We start from the raw sequence: 20,960 nt of genomic DNA on the forward strand, positions 1-20,960 counted from the left end.
TAAATGAAGCTTTGAATTATACTTCCATGATGATCGGCAGGATCATCGGTCTGCGGCGTGTCTGCTCGTAGAGGAAACGGCCAAGCGAGTCTTTGACACTGGTCTTCAGAGAAGCCCACTCATTGACCTTCTCACTCATCAGACGCTGCAGCGTACCGGATACAATCCGGTTAGCTTCGTCCAGAAGACCTTCAGACTCCCGCACGTAGACAAATCCGCGGGAAATGATATCCGGTCCGGAGACAATAGCTCCATTCTGCTTGCTGAGTGTTACCACTACAACCAGAATTCCGTCCTGGGACAAGAGCTTACGGTCACGCAGTACGATATTGCCGACATCGCCGACACCAAGTCCGTCAATGAGCACGTTGCCTGCAGTAACCTTGCCGGCTCTGCGTGCTGCTCCTCCGGAAATTTCAATCACTTCGCCAAGCTCTGTGATGAAGATGTTGCTTGGTTCTACACCGACGGACTCTGCAAGAATTGCATGCCTGCGCTGCATACGGAACTCACCGTGAATCGGAATGAAGAATTTCGGCTTCATCAGGTTGAGCATCAGCTTCAGCTCTTCCTGGCTGCCGTGACCGGATACGTGAACACCGGAGTTGGAGCCGCTGTAAATTACATTGGCGCCAAGACGGAAGAGTTCATCAATGGTACGGCCTACATACTTCTCATTACCCGGTACTGGTGTAGCTGCAATAATAACAGTATCGCCCGGCATAATGTCTACCTTGCGGTGACTGGAGCGCGCCATACGGGTCAGCGCGGACATTGGTTCGCCCTGGCTGCCTGTGCAAAGCACAACTACACGGTTGCCGGCCATTCTGTTCATTTCTTCCGGTTCAATCAGCATACCGTCAGGAATGTACAGGTAACCGAGCTCGGAAGCAATGGAAACAACGTTTACCATACTGCGCCCGATGACAGTAATCTTGCGGCCTGTCGATTCTGCAGCATTCACCACCTGCTGGATACGGTGCACGTTGGAAGCAAAGGTTGCTACAACTACACGCTGTTCAGCTTTACGGAAAATATCTTCCAGAACAATACCGACATTCTTCTCCGAAGGTGTAAAGCCCGGCTTCTCGGCATTGGTACTGTCAGACAGCAGTGCAAGCACACCCTTCGATCCGATTTCGGCCATCCGGTGCAGGTTCGCAAATTGACCGTTAACTGGCGTGTGGTCGAATTTGAAGTCACCTGTGTGGACAACATTGCCTTCCGGCGTCTCGATGCATACACCGACGGAATCAGGAATACTATGGTTGGTTCTGAAGAATGTTACCTTAAGCGAGGTGCCAAGCTCAATTTCCGAATCTTCGTTGATCAGAATCCGTTTGGTTTCACCCAGCAGGTTCGCTTCCTTGAGCTTGTTATCCACAAGGCCAAGTGTAAGTCTTGTTCCATAGACTGGAACATTCAGGTTCTTGAGCACATAAGACAATCCGCCAATGTGATCTTCATGTCCGTGGGTAAGCACAATCCCTCTTACTTTGTCACGGTTCTCAGTCAGGTACGAGATGTCAGGTATTACAATATCAATACCGAGCATATCTTCTTCCGGGAATTTCAGACCGGCATCCACCACTACAATGTCGTTGCCGTACTGAATAACGTACATGTTTTTTCCGATCTCGCCGACTCCGCCTAATGCGAATATCGACAATTTATCGTTGTTGTTTTTTTTCGACAAATGAATCTAACCCTCCTATGATGTTGGACGTCATACTTTTATTTGTAAACAATGAGCTTCAATTATTTCAGCGGCGCTGTAGACTTTCTTCAATTTGCTGTTAACTTCCCTTATTCGACAAAGAAATTCCGATAAGTCTATATAATTGCGCAAGGCGAAACTCCCGAACCGGGCAGTAACATCGTCTTGAAGCGGGCAAACGCCGTCAAAATTTCATCACCGCGCCCCTCGCGCGAAAATCCGGCATGTTTAGCACAGACTTATCCAAGGACCTATCCTGTCTCACAATGTAAAATTACATTGACGGAAGATTACCGCATATTTTATTTTAACCGCACCGAATCACTTAAGGACATTATACATGATTTTTTTGGCAAAAGACAAGTCATCCTGATCCTAGTCCTATTCTTTCCTTAACAAACAGCCATTATTTGAGGAAAAGACAAGCAAAAAAGCGGTTTATGGCTTGCGTTTTTTTACATAGTCTTTATACGGATCTGACAAAATAAAAAACCGCCCGCTCTTTAGAGCGGACGGTTAGCGATATAAATCTGCTTAAGAATACTGGGTTGATACCTACTTAAGCAAAGCTGCAATAAAGGCCGCTTCCTCATCTGTCGGAGAAACCAGCGGCAGCCGGACTGAACCTACGTCGATCCCGCGCAGACCCAGCGCATATTTCACCGCCGAAGGATTCGGCAGCGGCTGCGGGCATTCGAACAACCCCTTGAACACAGGAAACAGCGTCCGGTGGAGCTCACCGGCACGGCGGACATTCCCGGAAGTGAAGGCTTCGATCATCTCCAGCATCTGCGCCCCGACAATGTGGCTGGCTACGCTGATAATACCGTGGCCGCCCACAGCAAGCGTGGCCAGACCCGCAGAATCATCCCCTGAGTAGACATGGAAATCATCCGGGCAGGCCGAGGCAATCAGGGTGATCTGATCCACCGAGACGCATTCCTTCGTAGCGACAATGTTCGGAATCTCGGCCAGACGCAGTGTGGTTGCGACACTTAGGCTCACCGTAGTGCGGCTTGGTACATTGTATAAGATGCAAGGCAGCGAAGTCTCGGCGGCAATGGACGAGAAATGCCGGTAGAGCCCTTCCTGATTAGGTTTGTTGTAATAAGGGACGACCAGAAGCACACCGTCCACGCCGATTTTCTCGGCTTCCTTCGTGAGCTCGATGGAATGTCTGGTACTGTTGCTGCCGGTTCCGGCGATGATTTTGCAGCGTCCGCCTGCCTGCTTTTTGACAAAAGAAAACAGCTTCAGCTTCTCATCATCGGTTAAGGTAGGCGATTCACCCGTTGTTCCGCAGACTACCAGCGCAGCGGACTTCTGTTCTTCTATCAGGTAATCGACAAGCCTTGAAGTTGCTTCCCAGTTGATTTCTCCGTCCCCGTCAAACGGGGTTACCATTGCGGTTATTAGTCTTCCGAAATCCACTTTGAATTCCTCCTTGTCAGCGGTGCAATTCAAACTTGGCATGCAGGGCGCGAACCGACTGCACCATATCTTCCTTCTTCACCAGAACCCAAATCGTTGTATTGGAGTCTGCGGATTGCAGAATCTGAATATTTTGCGAGCTGAGCGCTTCAACAATACGGGCCATGATTCCCGGCACCCCATTGATGCCTCCGCCGATAACGGATACCTTCGCACAGCCGGACAAGCTCCTAGGACGCAGCCCCAGCTCCTGCAGCACAGAGATTGCCTTCTCCGATTTGTCATCAAACACAGTGTACAGAGCCTCGGATGGAGTCACATTAATGAAGTCTACGCTGATCCCGTTATCCGCCATGCTTTTGAAAATCTGCAGCTGTACGCCTGTTCCGTTGCCGTCCGGACATTCCACGGAGATCTGTGTAATGTTGCTGACATACGCAACGCCCGTGACAAAACGGTCAACGACTCCGTGCGAAACATCGCTGAAGCCTTCAGGATGGGTAACAAGCGTCCCTTCTGCTTCGGAGAACGTTGACCGTACACGTACTGGAATCTGAGCCTGCATAGCGATTTCTACAGCCCGGGGATGAATTACCTTGGCTCCCTGATAGGCCATATTACAGATTTCCGTATAACTGACATAAGTAAGCTGCTTGGCATCTTCGACAATCCGCGGATCAGCGGTCAGAATGCCGTCGACATCGGTATATATATCGACCATGTCCGCACGCAGTGCGGCTCCGAGCGCTGTAGCCGAAGTATCGCTTCCTCCGCGGCCAAGGGTTGTGAAGTCACCAGCCTCAGTTTGGCCCTGGAACCCTGTTACTATTACTACTTTATGCTCACGCAGTTCGCGTAGAATGCGTTCTGTCCGCACATCCAGAATTCTTGCATTACCATAGCTGCTGTCTGTTACAAATCCCGCCTGCGCCCCCGTAAGCACGGTAGAACGGATCCCTTCCTGCTCCAGCAGTCCGCAGAGGTTGGCCGCCGAGATAATCTCCCCGCAGCACATCAGCAGATCACGTTCGCGGTCGGGCAGCGAGTTCCCGCTTTGAGCCGCCAGATCCAGCAGTGTATCTGTAGCATAAGGCTCACCTTTGCGGCCCATTGCCGAGACTACAACCACCAGGCTGAACCCGCTGGCCAGCTCCCGTTTGACATGACGGATTACATGTTCTCTGGCCACCGGTGTAGAGAGCGAGGTTCCGCCGAATTTTTGCACCAAAATACCCATTTATAATTCCTCCATTACTTCTCTAAGCAAGCGCTGATAAATACGCAGAATAGCTGTTACCTTCATAGAGAACGGCTCTTGCTGCGCTGGGTGCATACCTTGAAATACTGAATACAAGTGTTAATCTCTAACGGTTCATTCATTGCCTAGCGTATGCAGAACCTCGTCCGAAATCGACTGCAGCAATGCGCCAGCCATAATCTTCCCTGCACTTGCCGGTGCGACAATTCCTGGAAGGCCCGGAGCCAGGATTGCCTTAATCCCGCGCTTCTCCGCGTACCGGAAATCACAGCCGCCCGGAGCCGAAGCCAGATCAATAATTACACACTGCCTGGGCACACGCGAAAGAACCTCTGCCGTAAGAATCATGCCGGGAACGGTATTGAAGATAAGGTCAATATCATCCACATGAAGCTGCAGTGTCCCGGTCATAAAAGGCTTCCAGCCCATTTCTTCAGCACGGGCGTAATGCTCCGGCTTCCTGACCCCCACGGATACTCTGGCTCCAAGGCCTTGCAGGGTTCTAGCCATCGTGAAACCGGTTCTGCCCATGCCCAGCACCAATGAATTGGAGCCATGTATGGTGAAATCGGTATTCTGAATAGCTATTACCAGCGCGCCTTCCGCTGTAGGGATAGAATTGTATATCGCCACATCATCCCTGTCCAGCAGCTCCACTAGCTTCAGTGAATGCCTGGAACACAAGGCGCGCAAATAACTTTTGGCCATACCAGTATATACTATACAATCTGCCCGCAGCGCCGCGATATGTTCATCCAGCAGCTGCAGCGGACCGGAGGAATACAGCGCGTTAAGCTTTCCTTCCTCATCGCATCCTGCCACGGGCAGCACCAGTACATCGGCTGTGCCGAGCAGTTCTGCCGACATCGGTTCCAGACTCACCCCCGGAACCGGAGTCTCCCACTGGTCGAACCCCGCGGCACTTACCGCCGCATTCATCTCTACGCATCTGCGGATCACTTCGAGCTGTCTTGCGTCCCCGCCCAGGAATACGATCCTGATGCTAGTAAGCATAAGGAAGATGCCCCTTTCCTCAACCCTGATCAATGCTCCAGCCTTAACCTGCTGAATAAAGTGTTGAACCGCCCTCAAGATGAGGACGGCAGATATGTTACGTATGTGCTTGGCTGCTGTGAAGAGCCGTAATGCTATGCTGAATGAAACCGTTCGATAATCATAGGCTGCAGCTGGCTGCCTTGCAGGGCTGCATAACAAGCCTCAGGAATAAGGTCCATCCGGGCGACAAGCGAGTTAGGCTTTGCAACCGGATTATCCTGGCCGAATGGCACAAAATAAATATTCTTAGTTACCAGCAGCTTAGCTATATTCGCCGCATTCAGGCCCAGCCCATCGTTGGTGGAGATCGCCAGCACCAGCGGACGCCCGTTGCGCATCTGCGATTTGGCAGCCATCAGCACCGGACTGTCCGTCATGGCATTCGCCAGTTTGCTTGTTGTGTTCCCTGTGCAGGGAGCAATCGTAAGTACATCCAGCAGCTTCGAAGGACCCAGCGGTTCCGCTTCAACAATTGTAGAAATGATATCATTCCCCGTTATATCTTTCAACTGTTTTAACCAATTTTCCGATGTGCCAAAGCGCGTATCCGTGTTCAGCACAGATGCCGATACAATCGGCACCACGTTGGCGCCGCCATCCATGAACCGCTGAATCTGCGGCATTACCTCGGCAAAGGTGCAGTGAGAGCCGGTAATTGCATAACCAACTGTTTTTCCATGCCAATCCATTTATTCGTCCCCCCTGATTGAAGTCTCGCCTGATAACGACTGTACCAGTGCATTAGCCATAATGATTCCGGCGCTCTTGGGGGCCACAATACCGGGAAGTCCCGGTGCCAGCATCGCCTTGATCCCGCGCTTCTCGGCATAGCGGAAATCGCACCCGCCCGGTGCGGAAGCCAGATCGATGATCACGCAGTGCCGCTGAAGACGCGATAGAACCTGTGCGTTAATAATCATGCTCGGAATGGTATTGAAGATCAGATCCGCTTCCGGTACGTGAAGCAGCAGATCTCCGGTCATAAACGGCTTCCAGCCCATTTCCTCTGCCCTTGCGTAATGCTCCTGTTTCCTTACACCTACTTTTACACTTGCACCCATGCCTTGCAGTGCCCTGGCCATGGTGAATCCCGTCCTGCCCATTCCGAGCACCATGGAGGTAGAACCATGGATGGTGAAATCGGTATTCTGTATGGCCATAACCAGTGCACCCTCAGCTGTGGGGATTGAATTGTAAATAGCCACATCGTCCCGGTTCAGCAGCTCCACCAGCTTGAGTGAATGTCTGGCACACAGGCCGCGCAAATAGCTTTTGGCCATGCCGGTATACACGATAGCCCGGGACGGCAGCGCAGCAATATGCTCTTCCAGCAGCTGCAGGCGTTCTGAAGCGAATACCGCATTAATATAACCCTCATCATCGCAGCCGACAGCCGGCAGCACCAGCACATCTGCGCTGCTGAGTAATTCTGCCGACATTTGTTCCAGGTTAACCCCCGGGCTTGGGGCATCCCACTTGTCGAACCCGGCAGCGCTTACCGACCCATCCATTTCCACACATTTCCGAATCACTTCAATTTGTCTCGCGTCCCCGCCCAGGAACACGATCCTGATGCCAGTAAGCATAGGGATGACGCTCCTTTCCACATACACATTCGACTATAGAGCATCTTATGCCGTGTGGTGCGGATGGGTGAAGAGCGGAGATGAATTCCAGCCAGCGCCGAAATAAATCACTGGGTTTCTGCAATATTCAATCTGTAATCAACTAAAAATTTAAAATCCACCCTCCCCGACCCCAGCCGCGATCCGGCTAATGCAATTCCCCCTGATATCGAAGCCTATACAACGGTTCAGGATATTATCGATCACCGGGATAACCCGCGGGAGAAGCAGTATGAGATAGCTGTGCAAGACAGACTAACGGCTCAGCCAAATAGAAGCTAAATCATCTATGCATATGACAAAATATAAAAAAAGCTTGCGGTTACGCACCAGGAAAGTGCAGTTCCGCAAGCTTTTTAAATTAATCATAAATATTGATCCCGCTAATTATTTACCCGTATGTCCAAAGCCGCCGGCGCCGCGCTCCGTTTCAGAGAGCTCACTGACTTCCACCAGCGTTACAGATGGCACAGCCTGGAATACCATTTGGGCAATCCGCTCATTGCGGGCAATCGCAAACGGCTCCTGACCCAGGTTGATCAGCAGCACCTTAATCTCACCACGGTAATCCGCATCGATGGTACCCGGGGTATTCAGGCAGGTGATGCCGTGCTTCAGGGCCAGGCCGCTGCGCGGACGGATCTGCGCCTCCAGCCCGTCCGGCATGGCCAGGGAGATTCCAGTGGGGATTAATGCACGCTCGCCCGGAGCAAGCACCACAGCCTCTGCTACAGCGGCATACAGGTCATACCCTGAGGCCTGTTCGGACATTTTGCAGGGCAGCTGCACATCCTCATTCCCGGGAAGCTTGTTAATTTGAACGTAATAAGACAAGATCATCTCTCCTAACATTGGCTATCGCTTTATCTGTTGAGCCTACCATAGCCAGAGACAACGGCTGTGCGAACATAAAGTCCAGCAGCGCATTGATATCCTCCATGGTCACGGCCCCTATTTTGGCAATCATCTCATCGAGGGTATCCTGCCGTCCAAGCATCAGCTCGTTTTTGCCCATCCGGTTCATCCGGCTGCTGGTGCTTTCCAGACTCAGAATCAGACTGCCTTTCAGCTGCTCCTTGCCTTTGCGGAGTTCATCCTCACTCAGGCCGTTCACAGCAAGATCGTGCAGCATTTCTTTGATCAGCTCGGTAACCTCTTTGGTCTGCTTCGGCGCTGTGCCGGCATATACGGTGAACAAGCCGCTGTCGGCCTGGGCACTATGATACGAAAATACTGAGTACGCCAGACCGCGCTTCTCACGGATTTCCTGGAACAGCCGCGAGCTCATGCCGCCGCCGAAGGCATTGTTCAGCAGAGCCATGGGATACTGCAGAGGGCCGCCGCTCTTCACACCGGGCAAGGAGATGCAGATGTGATTCTGCTCTGTTTTCTTCTTGTGGAAGACCAGCTCCCCCTGATAATCCGGTTCAGTCAGCGAAGGCGATTCACCGTGGTTCGCGAATGAGCCAAAATGCTGCTCCAGCAACTCAATCAGCCCGTCATTAATATTTCCGGCTACGCTGATTACTGTATTCTCGATCGTATACTGCTCTTTCATGTATGCACGCAGGTCATCCGGCGTCATTTCCAGCAGACGTTCCTTGAGTCCGAGTATCGTGTAAGCCAGCGGGTGTTCGCCGTATGCAGCGGCACACATCAGCTCATGGACCAGATCATCCGGCGTGTCCTCGCACATGGAGATTTCCTCCAGAATGACATTCTTCTCCTTGGCCAGCTCTTCGGCATCCATCCGTGAACGGAAAAACATATCCGCAAGCACATCCACAGCAATCGGCAGATGCTCATCCAGCACTTTGGCATAATAGCATGTATATTCCTTCGAGGTAAACGCGTTAACGTTGCCGCCAATCGCATCAAACTGTTCGGCGATCTCCTTCGCGCTGTACCGGTCAGTTCCCTTGAAGAGCATATGCTCGATAAAATGGGAAATCCCGTTGTTCAGCGGGTTCTCATTGCGTGAGCCTGTCTTGACCCAGATTCCGAAGGATACGGATCTTCCGGTAGGGATTTTCTCGGTAACCACCCGAAGTCCGTTCGATAATAATATTTTGTCCAATGTAAAATCCTCCTGGCACAGCCCCTGTATCTGTCTGTATTTATTATTCGCGCCTCTTATCCTATCAGAAATAATCCGTTCACTCAACTTCCCGAGGTGTAATACGCTCTGTTGAGAGTGTCTGACTGACGGTTCCCAGCTGCAGACCCTTGGCTCTAATCCCCCGGATCATTCCCCTCAGCGCCTGGGAAGAGGAGTCTGTAGGGTGCATCAGTACCAGGGTTCCGGGCTCCGCTTTGCTGCTGATCTTGGCAATAACCGAATCCGGAGAAGGATGTCGCCAATCGACCGTATCAAGCGTCCATAAGACCGTTTTTAGTCCCAGCGAAGCTGCAATCTCCACCGTCTGCTGATTAAAATCACCTGAAGGCGGAGCAAACCATTTGTTGGTTACCCCCAGGCTATCCTTCAGCAGCTTCTGTGTCTTCTCAATCTCGGCCGTTGCCCGCGCGCGGCTGAGTGTACTCATGTTGGGATGGGTGTAGGCATGGTTCTCCACTTCATGTCCGCGCTTCAGCATTTCGGCTGCAAGCTCCTTGTTATGACTAAGCCAGCTTCCATCCAGAAAAAAGGTTACCTTGACCTTCTCCGCATCCAGAATATCCAGCATCGGCACAATATACTCGTTCCCCCACGCTACATTAATCATCAGCGACACCATCGGTTTGGCCGGATTGCCCCGGTAGATCGGCTGCGCTCCCAGATCACTCAGCGATACCTTCGGCTCTGTCTGGCGGTACACCAGTTTAAGGCTGTCCGCCGGCCCCCGCAAAAGCGCGTTCCGGTAGGTTGCCTCCACATCCACCTCAAGTCCGTTGTACCCCGGTATGGCTTTCCACACCCGGTCAACGACAGCATCAACAGGCTGCGCATTCAGCTCCGCTGCCTTTCCGGCAATCTGCGCGCGCAATTCATCGTTCGTTTCCTTTGGCGCATAGCTCAGCACAGCCTTATCGGCCTGCGGCTTAAGCCCGGCAATCATCTCTTTGACCGGTCCATTCGTGCTGCCGATCCCGATTACTACTGCAATGCAGGCCAGCACAAGCGCTGCTTTGTCCGTCTTCATTGACGTCTTTCCTCCCCGGCAGAAACGGTCTGATCCGTCCCGGCACAAGGGTAAAAGTGCAAGGACGCTTTGTCCCAGCCTATGTATGAAAAGCGCCGAATATGCATAAACGCATAGAGGCAGCCCACTGCCATATACAATCCGCACCTGAGTACTGCCGGTTAATTGCTAGAAAAAAAGAGCCAGAACGGTAATGCTTCTGTCTCTTCTTCATACATTTAATTAGATTACCGGAAAACCGCAGGCGATGCTATTTCTTACGCCTTCGCTCCACTTTCCGAAGTCAGCACAGCTTTGCGCGACAGATTGACGCGGCCCTGCTGGTCGATTTCGGTTACCTTAACGGTAATGGTATCGCCGATGGCAACAACATCTTCCACTTTAGCCACACGTTCTGTGGACAGCTGGGAAATATGCACGAGGCCGTCTTTACCAGGAATCAGTTCAACGAATGCGCCGAACTTCTCGATACGTCTAACAGTACCGACATAAATTTCGCCGACCTGTACTTCACGCACAATGCCTTCGATAATGCCGCGGGCCTTCTGGATCATCTCTTCGTTGGAGGAGCCGATGAAGACACGGCCATCCTGCTCGATGTCGATCTTTACGCCGGTTTCTTCAATGATTTTGTTAATGATCTTACCGCCAGCACCGATAACATCGCGGATTTTGTCCGGATTGATGTTGATGATAATGATTTTTGGAGCATATTTGGACAGGCTTGTTCTAGGCGCAGAGATTGCTTCATTCATTTTACCCAAGATGAACATACGTCCTTCTTTGGCCTGCTGAAGCGCATCCTGCAGAATTTTACGGTCGATGCCGTCGATTTTGATATCCATCTGAATCGCCGTTACGCCTTCCGCTGTTCCCGCTACCTTAAAGTCCATATCGCCGAGGTGATCTTCCATACCCTGAATATCTGTCAGGATGGAGACATGCTCTCCGTCTTTGATCAGACCCATTGCAACACCGGCTACCGGCGCCTTGATTGGCACCCCTGCATCCATCATCGCCAGGATACTGGCACAGATACTCGCCTGGGAAGTCGAACCATTGGATTCGATGGCTTCCGATACGAGACGGATGGTGTACGGGAATTCAGTTTCACTTGGGATCACTTTGGACAATGCGCGTTCACCCAGTGCGCCGTGGCCGATTTCGCGGCGTCCCGGTGCTCTCAGCGGACGGGCTTCCCCTACGCTGAACGGAGGGAAGTTGTAATGATGCATAAAACGTTTGGTTTCAGCCGGATCGATTCCGTCAAGAATCTGTACATCCCCCAGCGCGCCCAGTGTACAAACGCTAAGGATCTGTGTTTGTCCGCGTGTGAACAGACCGGAACCGTGTGTACGCGGCAGCAGCGCTGTATCGCATTCAATCGGACGAATCTCATCCAGCTTACGGCCATCCGGACGTACCTTATCATGGGTGATCAGACGTCTTACTTCGTCCTTCACGATATCATGCAGCACTTCCTTAACATCTTTAAGAAGTTCTGGTGTCTCTATGTATTTCTCTGCGAAATACTCCACCGTTTCATTATTAACCAGATCGATAGCATCCTGACGGGCATGCTTCTCGGCAATCTTCACGGCGTCAACCAGACGGCTCTCCGCATAGGCACGAACCTGCGCGTTTACATCAGCGTTAACCGCATGCAGCTTCACAGCCATCTTTTCTTTGCCGGCAACGGCTACGAGCTGTTCAATCACAGCTACGATCTTGCGGACTTCATCATGTCCGAACATGATCGCTTCTAGCATTACATCTTCAGTAACTTCATTGGCTTCAGCTTCAACCATCATGATAGCGTCCTTAGTACCGGCTACAACGACATAGATATCGCTGATTGCCTGCTGGGCTACATCAGGGTTGATGATGAATTCACCATTAATACGTCCTACAGCTACGCCCCCGATTGGACCGTTGAAAGGCACATCGGAAATACTCAGAGCAGCAGAAGTACCGATCATAGCTGCAATATCAGGCGCACAGTCCTGATCCACGCTCATAACCAGGTTCAATACTTGAACGTCATTGCGGAATCCTTCCGGGAACAATGGACGAATCGGACGGTCGGTCAGACGGCTCGACAGGATCGCCTTTTCACTTGGACGTCCTTCACGCTTGATGAATCCGCCCGGGATTTTACCCACCGCGTACAATCTTTCTTCATAGTTCACCGTAAGCGGGAAGAAATCCAGATCTTTAGGCTCACTGGATGCTGTAACCGTACACAATACTGAAGTATCTCCGTACCGTACCATAACGGCTGCGTTCGCTTGTTTGGCCAGACGGCCTGTTTCCAGCACAAGGCGTCTTCCGCCCAGCTGCATTTCCACACGTTGTTCCATAAAACCCCTCCTTGAATGATAGTAATTTGTTCTGTATGTTCTACAAGCAAAAACGGCTTGTCCTCCACGAGGTGATCTAGCCGTTTTTGCGAATAATATCCACTTATCTACTGTAAAAGTTTACCCTAAATTTTCAAAAAGCAACCCGGCTGTCCCGCTGTCGCTCGTAAGAAGGACACACGGTATACAACCAGGCTGCTTTAGGGCTCTACTTATGGAAAATTAACGACGCAATCCCAGTTTTTCGATCAGGGCGCTGTAACGTCTGATGTCTTTGTTCTTCAAATACGCCAGCAGTTTACGACGTTGTCCAACCATCTTCAGCAGTCCGCGACGGGAATGATGATCCTTCTTGTGCGTACGCAAGTGGTCAGTCAAATTAACGATGTTCTCCGTAAGGATAGCAACTTGCACCTCAGGGGATCCAGTATCGGATTCGTGAGTTTTGTGCTCGTCGATCAATTGGTGTTTACGTTCTTGAGTCAATGCCATCCTGTTCACCTCCTTCATTATAATCGCCAGTAGCCTCGTCACCGTCGGTGAGAACAAGCAACCAAGCTAAGGTTATGCTGCTGTCATTCCAGCAACGTTAATCAGTATAGCACCTTCATAGACAAAAGTAAACGGCATGTCCGGGAAAGATTAGGAATGATATCCCAGAAGCCCTTTGGCTGTCTCGGCATCTGCGCCGATCTGGGCGATCAAGGCCTGGATGGACTCAAACTTGCGTTCAGAACGGATAAAGGAGACCAGCTCTACCTTAAGCTCCTGCCCGTAAATATCTCCCGCAAAATCAAACAGATGCACTTCGAAGCTTGGAGCAATCATCCCGTCATGAAACGTAGGCTTCACGCCGACATTCATCACACCGTACAATACATCTTCCTTGTAAAATACCTTGACGGCATACACGCCTTTGGCCGGAATGACATAGCGGTCTTCGAGCTGCAGGTTCGCCGTTGGAAACCCGATGGTCCGGCCCCGCTTCTCTCCATGACCTACAATTCCGCGCAGGTGATAACAACGTCCAAACCAGGCATTGGCTTTATCCAGTTCCCCGGTCAGCAGGCACTTGCGGATGCCGGAGCTGCTGACCTTCTCCCCTTCGAGAAGAAACGGGGAGACCGTTTCTACATTCATAACACCCTGCCCCAGCTCCCGAAGCGTATCCGCATCACCTTCGCCCTTGTAGCCGAACCGGAAGTCGAAACCGACAACGGCGGTTACAATCTGCAGCGGCAGCAGCATTACAGAGACAAAGTCCACCGGGCTAACCCGGGAGAGTTCTTCATTAAATGCAATAATATATAAAATATCAACGCCCATCCCGGCAAGCAGCTCCTGCTTGTCCCTGGAAGGTGTCAAATATCCTTCATAGTCACCTTTACCCATAACATCCTTAGGATGGGGGTAAAAGGTCATGACAGCTGCAGGTACACCTGCCTGGCGGGCAAGAGCTACAGCAGATGTTATGACGCTGGCATGTCCGCGGTGCAGTCCGTCGAACTGCCCCAGGGCAACTACTTGAGGCTGCGCCCACTCTGCTGCCGTCTCCGGCAACATAGGATAGCTTAAGGTTACGGTTCTCACGCTGTTTCTCACCTACATTCACAAATAAATTAAAAGTTTAAGCCTGTGCAAACACTTTAACAGGAGCAATCGCACCGGTAGCTTCTAAAGCATAGATGCCCAGAAACTCCCCTTGCAGATCATAGAGCCGGAAATCTCCGCTGCCCTTCACTTCAGGTGCCACAAAGCGGGGCGACAGACGCTGCCCTTGCAGGGCGGCTTTCTTCTTCTCCTCGGCTACCATATGTTTGGGCAAATGCGAAATCGCCTCATCGGCGGCAATTAAATGCTCTTCCAGCGTACCTGCTTCCTTATGTTCAGCAATTTGCTCCAGGGTCAGGCAATGACTGGCAGATATCCCTGCCGACATGGTCCGCTCCAGCTTCACCATCACACCCGGCACTCCTAGCGCACGCCCGATATCCACGCATAGGGTACGGATGTACGTTCCTTTGGAGCATAATACCCGGAACGTGATATCGGGATAATTGCCGCTCCAGACCATATCCTGCATTTCAATCTCATAAATTTCCACTTCACGGCTCTTACGTTCCACCGTCTTGCCTTCTCTGGCTAACTCGTACAGACGCTTGCCATCCACCTTCACTGCGGAATACATCGGGGGAACCTGTGAAATCACACCTTTGAAGGAATTCAGGACAGCCAGCACTTCAGCTTCCGTAACCTGAACCTCTTCAACTGATTCCGTAATCGTCCCTGTTAAATCCTCTGTATCACTGGCAAGTCCCAGCCGCAGCGTAGCAACATACTCCTTGGGAAGCTCCTGGATGTACTCAACCACCCGCGTGGCCCGTCCCAGGCACAGCGGCAGCACTCCGGTCACCTGGGGATCAAGTGTACCGGTATGTCCTATCCGCTTCATGCCGAGAATCCGCCGCGCCTTGGCCACAACATCATGTGAAGTGAACCCTGCCGGCTTATATACGGCCAGAACACCTGTAAGTTCACTCATAGATGACGTTTAACCTCCTCAAGCACCTGCGCTACCGCCTCTTCAAGACTTCCGTTAATGCGGGCTCCCGCAGCACGCGTGTGCCCGCCGCCGCCGAAGACCTGCGCCAGCGCCGCGACATCGACCTTACCTGCTGAACGCAGGCTGGCCTTCACCGCATGCTCATCGATTACCTTGAACAGAATGCCTACTTCAACACCGCGGATATTACGCGGATAATTGACAATCCCTTCAAGATCCTCGTTGGCCGCATTACAATCCAGCATATCCTGCGGTGTGACGTACACCCAGGCAATATCCCCTTCAGGACTGAGCTGCAGTGTACTAAGTGCCCGGTTGAGCACCTTCACCTGCGGGAGAGTCATCTCTTCAAGCAGGGTCTCAGCCAGTTCAGGTCCATTCACGCCTAATGCCAGCAGTTCGGATACAGCTGCCATCACTTTAGGAGAAGTGTTGTTATAACGGAAACCGCCGGTATCTGTTAAGAGTCCGGTATAAATGGCCGTGGCAATATCGATATCCCATTCCACCTCAAACGTCTTCAGCAGGTCGAACAGAATCTCTGCTGTCGCAGCCGCATCCGGCTTGATGAGCGTTACGGCACCGTACCCATTATTGGTGGGATGATGATCTATATTTACGATAAGTGCATCACTGGTGAAATGACGCTGGGTAAGTCCTACACGCTGAAAATCCGCACAGTCGACACAAATGACATTGCTGTACTGGCGCGGCAGTTCGCCCGCAGCAGACAGATTGACAATTTGATCGGCATGCCATAAATATTCCATACGCTGCGGAATCTGGCCCTCGTTCAGCATACAATATTTTTTGCCCAGACATGAGAGAAGCCAGCCCACCGCGAGGGTGGAGCTGACTGCATCTCCGTCCGGCTGAACATGCGACACTACAAGATAATCGTCGTGTTCCAGCAGAAACTTACGGGTCTGCTGGAGACTTTGTTCATAGCTCTGCATTCGCCGTCTCCTTTATGTTCCGTAGCTCTATTCGGTTTTGCCGATTTCTCCGAGCAGCTTCTCAATATGACTTCCGTAAGCAACGGATTCGTCAATCTTGAAGATCAGCTCTGGAGTATGGCGCAGGCGGATTGCTTTGCCAAGCTCCGAGCGGAGAAAGCCGTTAGCTTTCTCAATCGCCTTGAGCGAGTCTGACTTCTGCTCCTCGTCCCCGAATACGCTCAGGTATACCTTGGCCTGTGACAAATCATTTGTCACATCTACGCCAGTTACAGTTACGAACCCGACGCGCGGGTCCTTTAGTCCGCTTTGGATGAGCTGGCTCAGTTCTTTCTTAATCTGTTCGCCAACCCGTCCGGCTCTGATTTTAGACATCTATATTCACCTCTTCGCTTAGCGCTCTACCGTTTCCATAATGAACGCTTCGATAATGTCGCCTTCAACGACATCATTATAGCGTTCCAAAGTTATGCCGCATTCATAACCCTGCGCCACTTCTTTAGCATCATCTTTGAAACGTTTCAAGGTGTCGATCTTGCCTGTGAAGACAACGATACCGCTGCGGATCAGGCGCATTTCAGCGTTGCGGGCAATTTTGCCGGAAGTAACCATACAACCTGCAATGGTACCCACTTTGCTGATTTTGAACACATTGCGCACTTCAGCATGGCCGATAACATTCTCTTTGTAGATGGGATCAAGCATCCCCTTCATGGCACTTTCAATTTCTTCGATTACATTGTAGATGATGTTATGCAGACGCACATCCACTTTCTCCTGCTCCGCTGCAGCTTTCGTCTGGGTATCCGGACGAACATTGAAGCCGATGACAATAGCGTTGGATGCTGCTGCCAAGGTAATGTCGGATTCCGTAATCGCTCCGGCACCGCTGTGAAGGATCTTCACGCGAACACCTTCAACTTCGATCTTGGCCAGGGAGCCTTTCAGCGCCTCTACCGAACCTTGTACGTCACCCTTGATAATCACGTTGAGATCTTTGATCTCTCCGTCCTTGATGTGCTTGAACAGATCATCCAATGTTACACGGGTGTTCGTGTTCAGCTCAGACTGGCGCTGCGTAGTCGAACGTCTGTCCGCAATCGCACGGGCCTTGCGCTCATCTTCAAAGGCCATAAACGGATCGCCCGCCTGCGGCACTTCAGTCAAACCGGTAATTTCCACTGGTGTGGAAGGTCCCGCTTCTTTGATTTTGCGTCCCTTGTCATTGACCATGGCACGTACGCGTCCGAAGCAGTTACCTGCTACAAAGGCGTCGCCGACTTTCAGCGTACCGTTCTGTACGAGAATACGGGCAACCGGTCCACGGTTTTTGTCAAGCTCAGCTTCTATAACAGTACCGCGTGCCCGTTTGTCCGGGTTCGCTTTGTACTCATTTACTTCAGCAACGAGCAGAATCATTTCCAGCAGCTCTTCCAGGTTGATGCGCTGTTTGGCCGACAGGTTGACGAAGATCGTATCGCCGCCCCACTCTTCCGGAACCAGCTCATAGCTTGTAAGCTCCTGCTTCACCTTATCAGGGTCCGCACCTGGCTTGTCGATCTTGTTAACTGCAACAATGATCGGAAGTCCGGCCGCCTTGGCATGGTTGATTGCTTCTACCGTCTGCGGCATAACACCGTCATCGGCAGCTACAACGATAATCGTCATATCCGTAACCTGGGCACCACGGGCACGCATAGCGGTGAACGCTTCATGGCCCGGTGTATCAAGGAACGTGATTTTCTTGTGGTTGATTTCGACTTGGTAAGCACCGATGTGCTGCGTAATTCCGCCTGCTTCTCCGCCAGTTACGTTCGTGGAACGGATGGCATCGAGCAAGGTTGTTTTACCATGGTCAACGTGACCCATGATCGTTACAACCGGAGGACGGGACTGCAGATCATCGTCGGAATCGTTCTCTTCCACGGTTTCGAAGCTGTCTTCATCTACCGGGATCTTCACTTCTACTTCTACACCGAACTCGCCGGCCAGAAGAAGGATCGTGTCGATGTCAAGCTCCTGATTGATCGTGGCCATAACGCCCATCGAGATCAGCTTCTTAATCACTTCCGAAGCATCCTTGTGAAGCAGCTTCGCGGTCTCACCAACCGTCATGCTGCCGCGGACAATAATCTTCTTCGGTGTGTTGTCAATCTTCTCACGGTGTACCATCGGCTGGTTTCTGCCGCGGTTGTTCTTGCCGCCACGGCCGCGGAAGTTGCCGCCTTTGCCGTCATCAAAACGTTTCTGGCCGCTGTTATTGTTCGGTCTGCCGCCAGTAGCATTCTTCTTCGGACCTCTGTCGCCGCCGCGGGAGAAATCTCCGCCTGCGTTGCCTTGACCCTGCGGGCGGTCGCCCGTGCGTGGTGCAGTACCTTGACCTTGTGGACGGTCACCTGTACGGGGTGCGCCGCCTTGACCTTGCGGACGGCTGCCAGTGGTGGAGCTGCCCTGCGGACGGCTGCCGCCGGTGGAGCTGCCCTGCGGACGGCTGCCAGTGGTGGAACTGCCCTGCGGACGGCTGCCGCCGGTGGAGCTGCCTTGTGGACGGCTACCGCCAGTCGAGCTGCCTTGCGGACGGCTGCCGCCGGTGGAGCTGCCTTGCGGGCGGCTGCCAGTGGTGGAGCTGCCTTGCGGGCGGCTGCCAGTGGAACTGCCTTGCGGGCGGCTACCAGTGGAACTGCCTTGCGGGCGTGAATTCTGAGCTGTACCTGTTGTTTGTGTTCTGCGGGAATCTTGTCCGCTTTGGGGCCTTGGGGACGTCGTCGATTGGTTGTTGTTTTGGTTACTGTTCATACCTACCTGCTTTTCCGGTTGATTTTTGTTGGCATTCTGAGCACTTTGGGGTTCGGCTGTTACCGCGCCGGTGGTTACCGGACGGCTGCTGGTGCCGGTGTCCCGCTTGGCTGCAGCGTTTGACTTGATGTCCTTGAAGAACTGTTCAACTTTGTTCACGGAGCCATTCTCCATGACACTCATATGATTATTCACAGGGACATTCAAACGCTTCAGAATTGTAATGATTTCTTTACTGCTCATGTTCAGAGACTTCGCGTATTCATACACGCGCAGTTTATCCTTATTGTCTTCTTTAGTCAATAACTCCACCTCCGACAGTATCTCCAAGCGTTCTGGAGATCATTTCCGCGAATCCTTTATCCGTAACGGCCAGCACTACGCGCTGGTCTTTACCAATACTTGCACCGAGTTCATCCCGGTGAAATGCGATTACTAGTGGAATATCGTAGGTCCCGCACTTATCGCGGAACTTCTTTTGGGTATTATCTGAAGCGTCACCTGCCAGGACGACCAGCCTCGCCTCTGAAGACCGCACTGCCTTAAGCACAGCCTCGTCGCCGGTGACAATCTTGCCTGCTCTCATCGCAAGCCCTAAATAAGAAAGAGTCTTACTCATTGTCCTCACTATCCTTCGCTGCCAAAAATTGCTCCTCCACGGATGCAAAATCCCGGGCAAGCTGGGCGTAGATTTCAGGACTCACTTGACATTTCAATGCTCGGTCAAGTGCTTTGGTCTTTTGTGCCAGCTTAAAGTATTCCAGTTTACCGCAGATATAAGCACCACGGCCCGACTTCTTGCCCGTCAGGTCAATGAGCACTTCACCCTCAGGCGTTCTCACCACGCGAATCAGCTCTTTTTTGGGCATCATCTCTTGGCTGGCAACGCATTTGCGCAGCGGCACCTTTCTTTGCTTCATAGTAGCGCCTCCCGTCAGTCAGCAGATTCATTAATCGATGGAGACGGAATCCTGATGCATTTCATCATTAGAAGTTCTGGGTCTGCCGTATTCCTGCTCTGCCTGAGTCTCACTCTTGATATCAATTTTCCAGCCGGTCAGCTTAGCAGCAAGACGGGCATTCTGCCCTTTGATGCCGATCGCCAGCGACAATTGATAATCAGGAACGATGACACGCGCCATTTTCTCAGCTTCAAAGACCTGAACTTCAAGCACTTTGGACGGGCTGAGCGCATTGGCCACATACTCCTGCACAAGCTCAGAATACCGTACGATATCAATCTTCTCGCCGCGAAGTTCGGTTACGATGGTCTGAACACGTGTACCTCTAGGGCCTACGCAGGAACCAACGGGATCGACTTCAGGGTTACGCGAGAACACGGCGATTTTGGAACGGAAGCCGGCTTCGCGGGCAACGGAACGAATCTCCACCACTCCGTCAAAAATCTCCGGCACTTCCAGCTCGAACAGACGCTTCAGCAGACCCGGATGACTGCGGGACAGCATGATCTGCGGTCCTTTGGTCGTATTCTCCACCTTGGTGATATAAGCCTTGATACGCTCGCTCTGCTTGAATTTCTCGCCCGGCATAAGCTCGCCCAGCGGCAGAACCGCCTCGATTTTACCAAGATCCACATAAATGTTGCGCATATCCTGACGCTGGACAAGGCCGGTAACAATATCATCTTCCTTGTCAATAAAAGCGTTATAGATAAGTCCGCGTTCCGCTTCGCGGATACGCTGTGTAACAACCTGCTTGGCAGTCTGGGCAGCTATGCGCCCGAAATCACGCGGTGTAACTTCGAGTTCGGCAATATCCTCCAGCTGGAAATGCGGGTTGATCTCCCGGGCTCCCGGCAGAGAAATCTCTGTCCGTGAGTCCAGAACCTCCTCCACAATCAGCTTGCGGGCAAAAACCTTGATTACACCTGTGTTGCGGTTCATATCCACACGCACATTCTGCGCCGCATTGAAATTGCGTTTATAGCTGGAGATCAGCGCAGCTTCGATGGCTTCAAACAGCACATCCTTGCTGATGCCTTTCTCCCTTTCCAGTTCATTCATAGCTTCGATAAACTCCATACTCATGAAATTC

At 51.9% G+C, this 20,960-nt stretch carries 19 protein-coding genes; all 19 read right to left on the bottom strand.

Annotated elements, in window-relative coordinates:
* Positions 1 to 16: 16 nt before the first annotated feature.
* The gene (locus tag P40081_RS20670) at positions 17 to 1,696 is read right to left on the bottom strand and encodes a ribonuclease J (protein ID WP_039294807.1); all 1,680 of its coding nucleotides are present in this window, start codon (positions 1,694 to 1,696) and stop codon (positions 17 to 19) included.
* 576 nt (positions 1,697 to 2,272) lie between these two features.
* Positions 2,273 to 3,148 carry a 4-hydroxy-tetrahydrodipicolinate synthase gene (gene dapA, locus P40081_RS20675; RefSeq protein WP_042138102.1) on the bottom strand — a complete coding sequence of 292 codons (876 nt, stop codon included), beginning with the start codon at positions 3,146 to 3,148 and terminating at the stop codon, positions 2,273 to 2,275.
* Between the two features lie 16 nt (positions 3,149 to 3,164).
* Complete coding sequence (gene dapG / locus P40081_RS20680; RefSeq protein ID WP_039294812.1) at positions 3,165 to 4,385, bottom strand: aspartate kinase; 1,221 nt, start codon at positions 4,383 to 4,385, stop codon at positions 3,165 to 3,167.
* A 135-nt stretch (positions 4,386 to 4,520) separates the two neighbouring features.
* Positions 4,521 to 5,420: a dipicolinate synthase subunit DpsA gene (gene dpsA / locus P40081_RS20685; RefSeq protein WP_042138104.1), complete on the bottom strand. Its 900-nt coding sequence runs from the start codon at positions 5,418 to 5,420 to the stop codon at positions 4,521 to 4,523.
* A 134-nt stretch (positions 5,421 to 5,554) separates the two neighbouring features.
* A complete protein-coding gene (locus P40081_RS20690; RefSeq protein ID WP_039294817.1) occupies positions 5,555 to 6,151 on the bottom strand; it encodes a dipicolinate synthase subunit B in 597 nt (198 codons plus the stop codon).
* Positions 6,152 to 7,048, bottom strand: a complete 897-nt coding sequence (dpsA, locus tag P40081_RS20695) for a dipicolinate synthase subunit DpsA (RefSeq protein WP_042138106.1) — start codon at positions 7,046 to 7,048, stop codon at positions 6,152 to 6,154. It lies immediately after the preceding gene.
* A gap of 426 nt (positions 7,049 to 7,474) precedes the next feature.
* Complete coding sequence (gene dut, locus P40081_RS20700; protein ID WP_179093590.1) at positions 7,475 to 7,921, bottom strand: dUTP diphosphatase; 447 nt, start codon at positions 7,919 to 7,921, stop codon at positions 7,475 to 7,477.
* Positions 7,899 to 9,164 carry a M16 family metallopeptidase gene (locus P40081_RS20705; protein WP_042138111.1) on the bottom strand — a complete coding sequence of 422 codons (1,266 nt, stop codon included), beginning with the start codon at positions 9,162 to 9,164 and terminating at the stop codon, positions 7,899 to 7,901. The genes dut and P40081_RS20705 overlap by 23 nt, the downstream gene beginning before the upstream one ends.
* Before the next feature lie 79 nt (positions 9,165 to 9,243).
* Positions 9,244 to 10,230 carry a polysaccharide deacetylase family protein gene (locus tag P40081_RS20710; protein ID WP_042138112.1) on the bottom strand — a complete coding sequence of 329 codons (987 nt, stop codon included), beginning with the start codon at positions 10,228 to 10,230 and terminating at the stop codon, positions 9,244 to 9,246.
* Between the two features lie 257 nt (positions 10,231 to 10,487).
* Entirely contained in the window at positions 10,488 to 12,590 is a 2,103-nt protein-coding gene (gene pnp, locus P40081_RS20715; RefSeq protein ID WP_039294832.1) for a polyribonucleotide nucleotidyltransferase, read from the bottom strand.
* A gap of 222 nt (positions 12,591 to 12,812) precedes the next feature.
* On the bottom strand, positions 12,813 to 13,082 hold the full coding sequence (rpsO, locus tag P40081_RS20720) for a 30S ribosomal protein S15 (protein WP_019910460.1): 270 nt from the start codon (positions 13,080 to 13,082) through the stop codon (positions 12,813 to 12,815).
* A 150-nt stretch (positions 13,083 to 13,232) separates the two neighbouring features.
* Positions 13,233 to 14,180 carry a bifunctional riboflavin kinase/FAD synthetase gene (locus P40081_RS20725; protein ID WP_042138114.1) on the bottom strand — a complete coding sequence of 316 codons (948 nt, stop codon included), beginning with the start codon at positions 14,178 to 14,180 and terminating at the stop codon, positions 13,233 to 13,235.
* A gap of 37 nt (positions 14,181 to 14,217) precedes the next feature.
* Entirely contained in the window at positions 14,218 to 15,132 is a 915-nt protein-coding gene (gene truB / locus P40081_RS20730; RefSeq protein ID WP_042138116.1) for a tRNA pseudouridine(55) synthase TruB, read from the bottom strand.
* Entirely contained in the window at positions 15,129 to 16,109 is a 981-nt protein-coding gene (locus P40081_RS20735) for a DHH family phosphoesterase (protein WP_039294842.1), read from the bottom strand. The genes truB and P40081_RS20735 overlap by 4 nt, the downstream gene beginning before the upstream one ends.
* Positions 16,110 to 16,136: 27 nt before the next feature.
* On the bottom strand, positions 16,137 to 16,484 hold the full coding sequence (rbfA, locus tag P40081_RS20740; RefSeq protein WP_039294844.1) for a 30S ribosome-binding factor RbfA: 348 nt from the start codon (positions 16,482 to 16,484) through the stop codon (positions 16,137 to 16,139).
* An 18-nt stretch (positions 16,485 to 16,502) separates the two neighbouring features.
* On the bottom strand, positions 16,503 to 19,208 hold the full coding sequence (gene infB, locus P40081_RS20745; protein ID WP_042138118.1) for a translation initiation factor IF-2: 2,706 nt from the start codon (positions 19,206 to 19,208) through the stop codon (positions 16,503 to 16,505).
* Complete coding sequence (locus tag P40081_RS39065; RefSeq protein WP_039295273.1) at positions 19,201 to 19,524, bottom strand: YlxQ family RNA-binding protein; 324 nt, start codon at positions 19,522 to 19,524, stop codon at positions 19,201 to 19,203. The genes infB and P40081_RS39065 overlap by 8 nt, the downstream gene beginning before the upstream one ends.
* Positions 19,517 to 19,825: an RNase P modulator RnpM gene (gene rnpM, locus P40081_RS20755; RefSeq protein ID WP_036692616.1), complete on the bottom strand. Its 309-nt coding sequence runs from the start codon at positions 19,823 to 19,825 to the stop codon at positions 19,517 to 19,519. Before rnpM ends, P40081_RS39065 begins: the two co-directional genes overlap by 8 nt.
* A gap of 30 nt (positions 19,826 to 19,855) precedes the next feature.
* On the bottom strand, positions 19,856 to 20,953 hold the full coding sequence (gene nusA, locus P40081_RS20760) for a transcription termination factor NusA (protein ID WP_039295270.1): 1,098 nt from the start codon (positions 20,951 to 20,953) through the stop codon (positions 19,856 to 19,858).
* Positions 20,954 to 20,960: the final 7 nt, after the last annotated feature.

The organism is Paenibacillus sp. FSL P4-0081 (assembly GCF_000758565.1).
Taxonomy (GTDB): domain Bacteria; phylum Bacillota; class Bacilli; order Paenibacillales; family Paenibacillaceae; genus Paenibacillus_AQ; species Paenibacillus_AQ phytohabitans.

Coding starts and splice junctions, on each gene's coding strand:
- rpsO (WP_019910460.1), bottom strand. CDS start 13,082: ATGGCATTGACTCAAGAACGTAAACACCAATTGATCGACGAGCACAAA.
- rbfA (WP_039294844.1), bottom strand. CDS start 16,484: ATGTCTAAAATCAGAGCCGGACGGGTTGGCGAACAGATTAAGAAAGAA.
- pnp (WP_039294832.1), bottom strand. CDS start 12,590: ATGGAACAACGTGTGGAAATGCAGCTGGGCGGAAGACGCCTTGTGCTG.
- nusA (WP_039295270.1), bottom strand. CDS start 20,953: ATGAGTATGGAGTTTATCGAAGCTATGAATGAACTGGAAAGGGAGAAA.
- dpsA (WP_042138104.1), bottom strand. CDS start 5,420: ATGCTTACTAGCATCAGGATCGTATTCCTGGGCGGGGACGCAAGACAG.
- dpsA (WP_042138106.1), bottom strand. CDS start 7,048: ATGCTTACTGGCATCAGGATCGTGTTCCTGGGCGGGGACGCGAGACAA.
- P40081_RS39065 (WP_039295273.1), bottom strand. CDS start 19,524: ATGAGTAAGACTCTTTCTTATTTAGGGCTTGCGATGAGAGCAGGCAAG.
- truB (WP_042138116.1), bottom strand. CDS start 15,132: ATGAGTGAACTTACAGGTGTTCTGGCCGTATATAAGCCGGCAGGGTTC.
- P40081_RS20690 (WP_039294817.1), bottom strand. CDS start 6,151: ATGGATTGGCATGGAAAAACAGTTGGTTATGCAATTACCGGCTCTCAC.
- P40081_RS20710 (WP_042138112.1), bottom strand. CDS start 10,230: ATGAAGACGGACAAAGCAGCGCTTGTGCTGGCCTGCATTGCAGTAGTA.
- dapG (WP_039294812.1), bottom strand. CDS start 4,385: ATGGGTATTTTGGTGCAAAAATTCGGCGGAACCTCGCTCTCTACACCG.
- P40081_RS20735 (WP_039294842.1), bottom strand. CDS start 16,109: ATGCAGAGCTATGAACAAAGTCTCCAGCAGACCCGTAAGTTTCTGCTG.
- rnpM (WP_036692616.1), bottom strand. CDS start 19,825: ATGAAGCAAAGAAAGGTGCCGCTGCGCAAATGCGTTGCCAGCCAAGAG.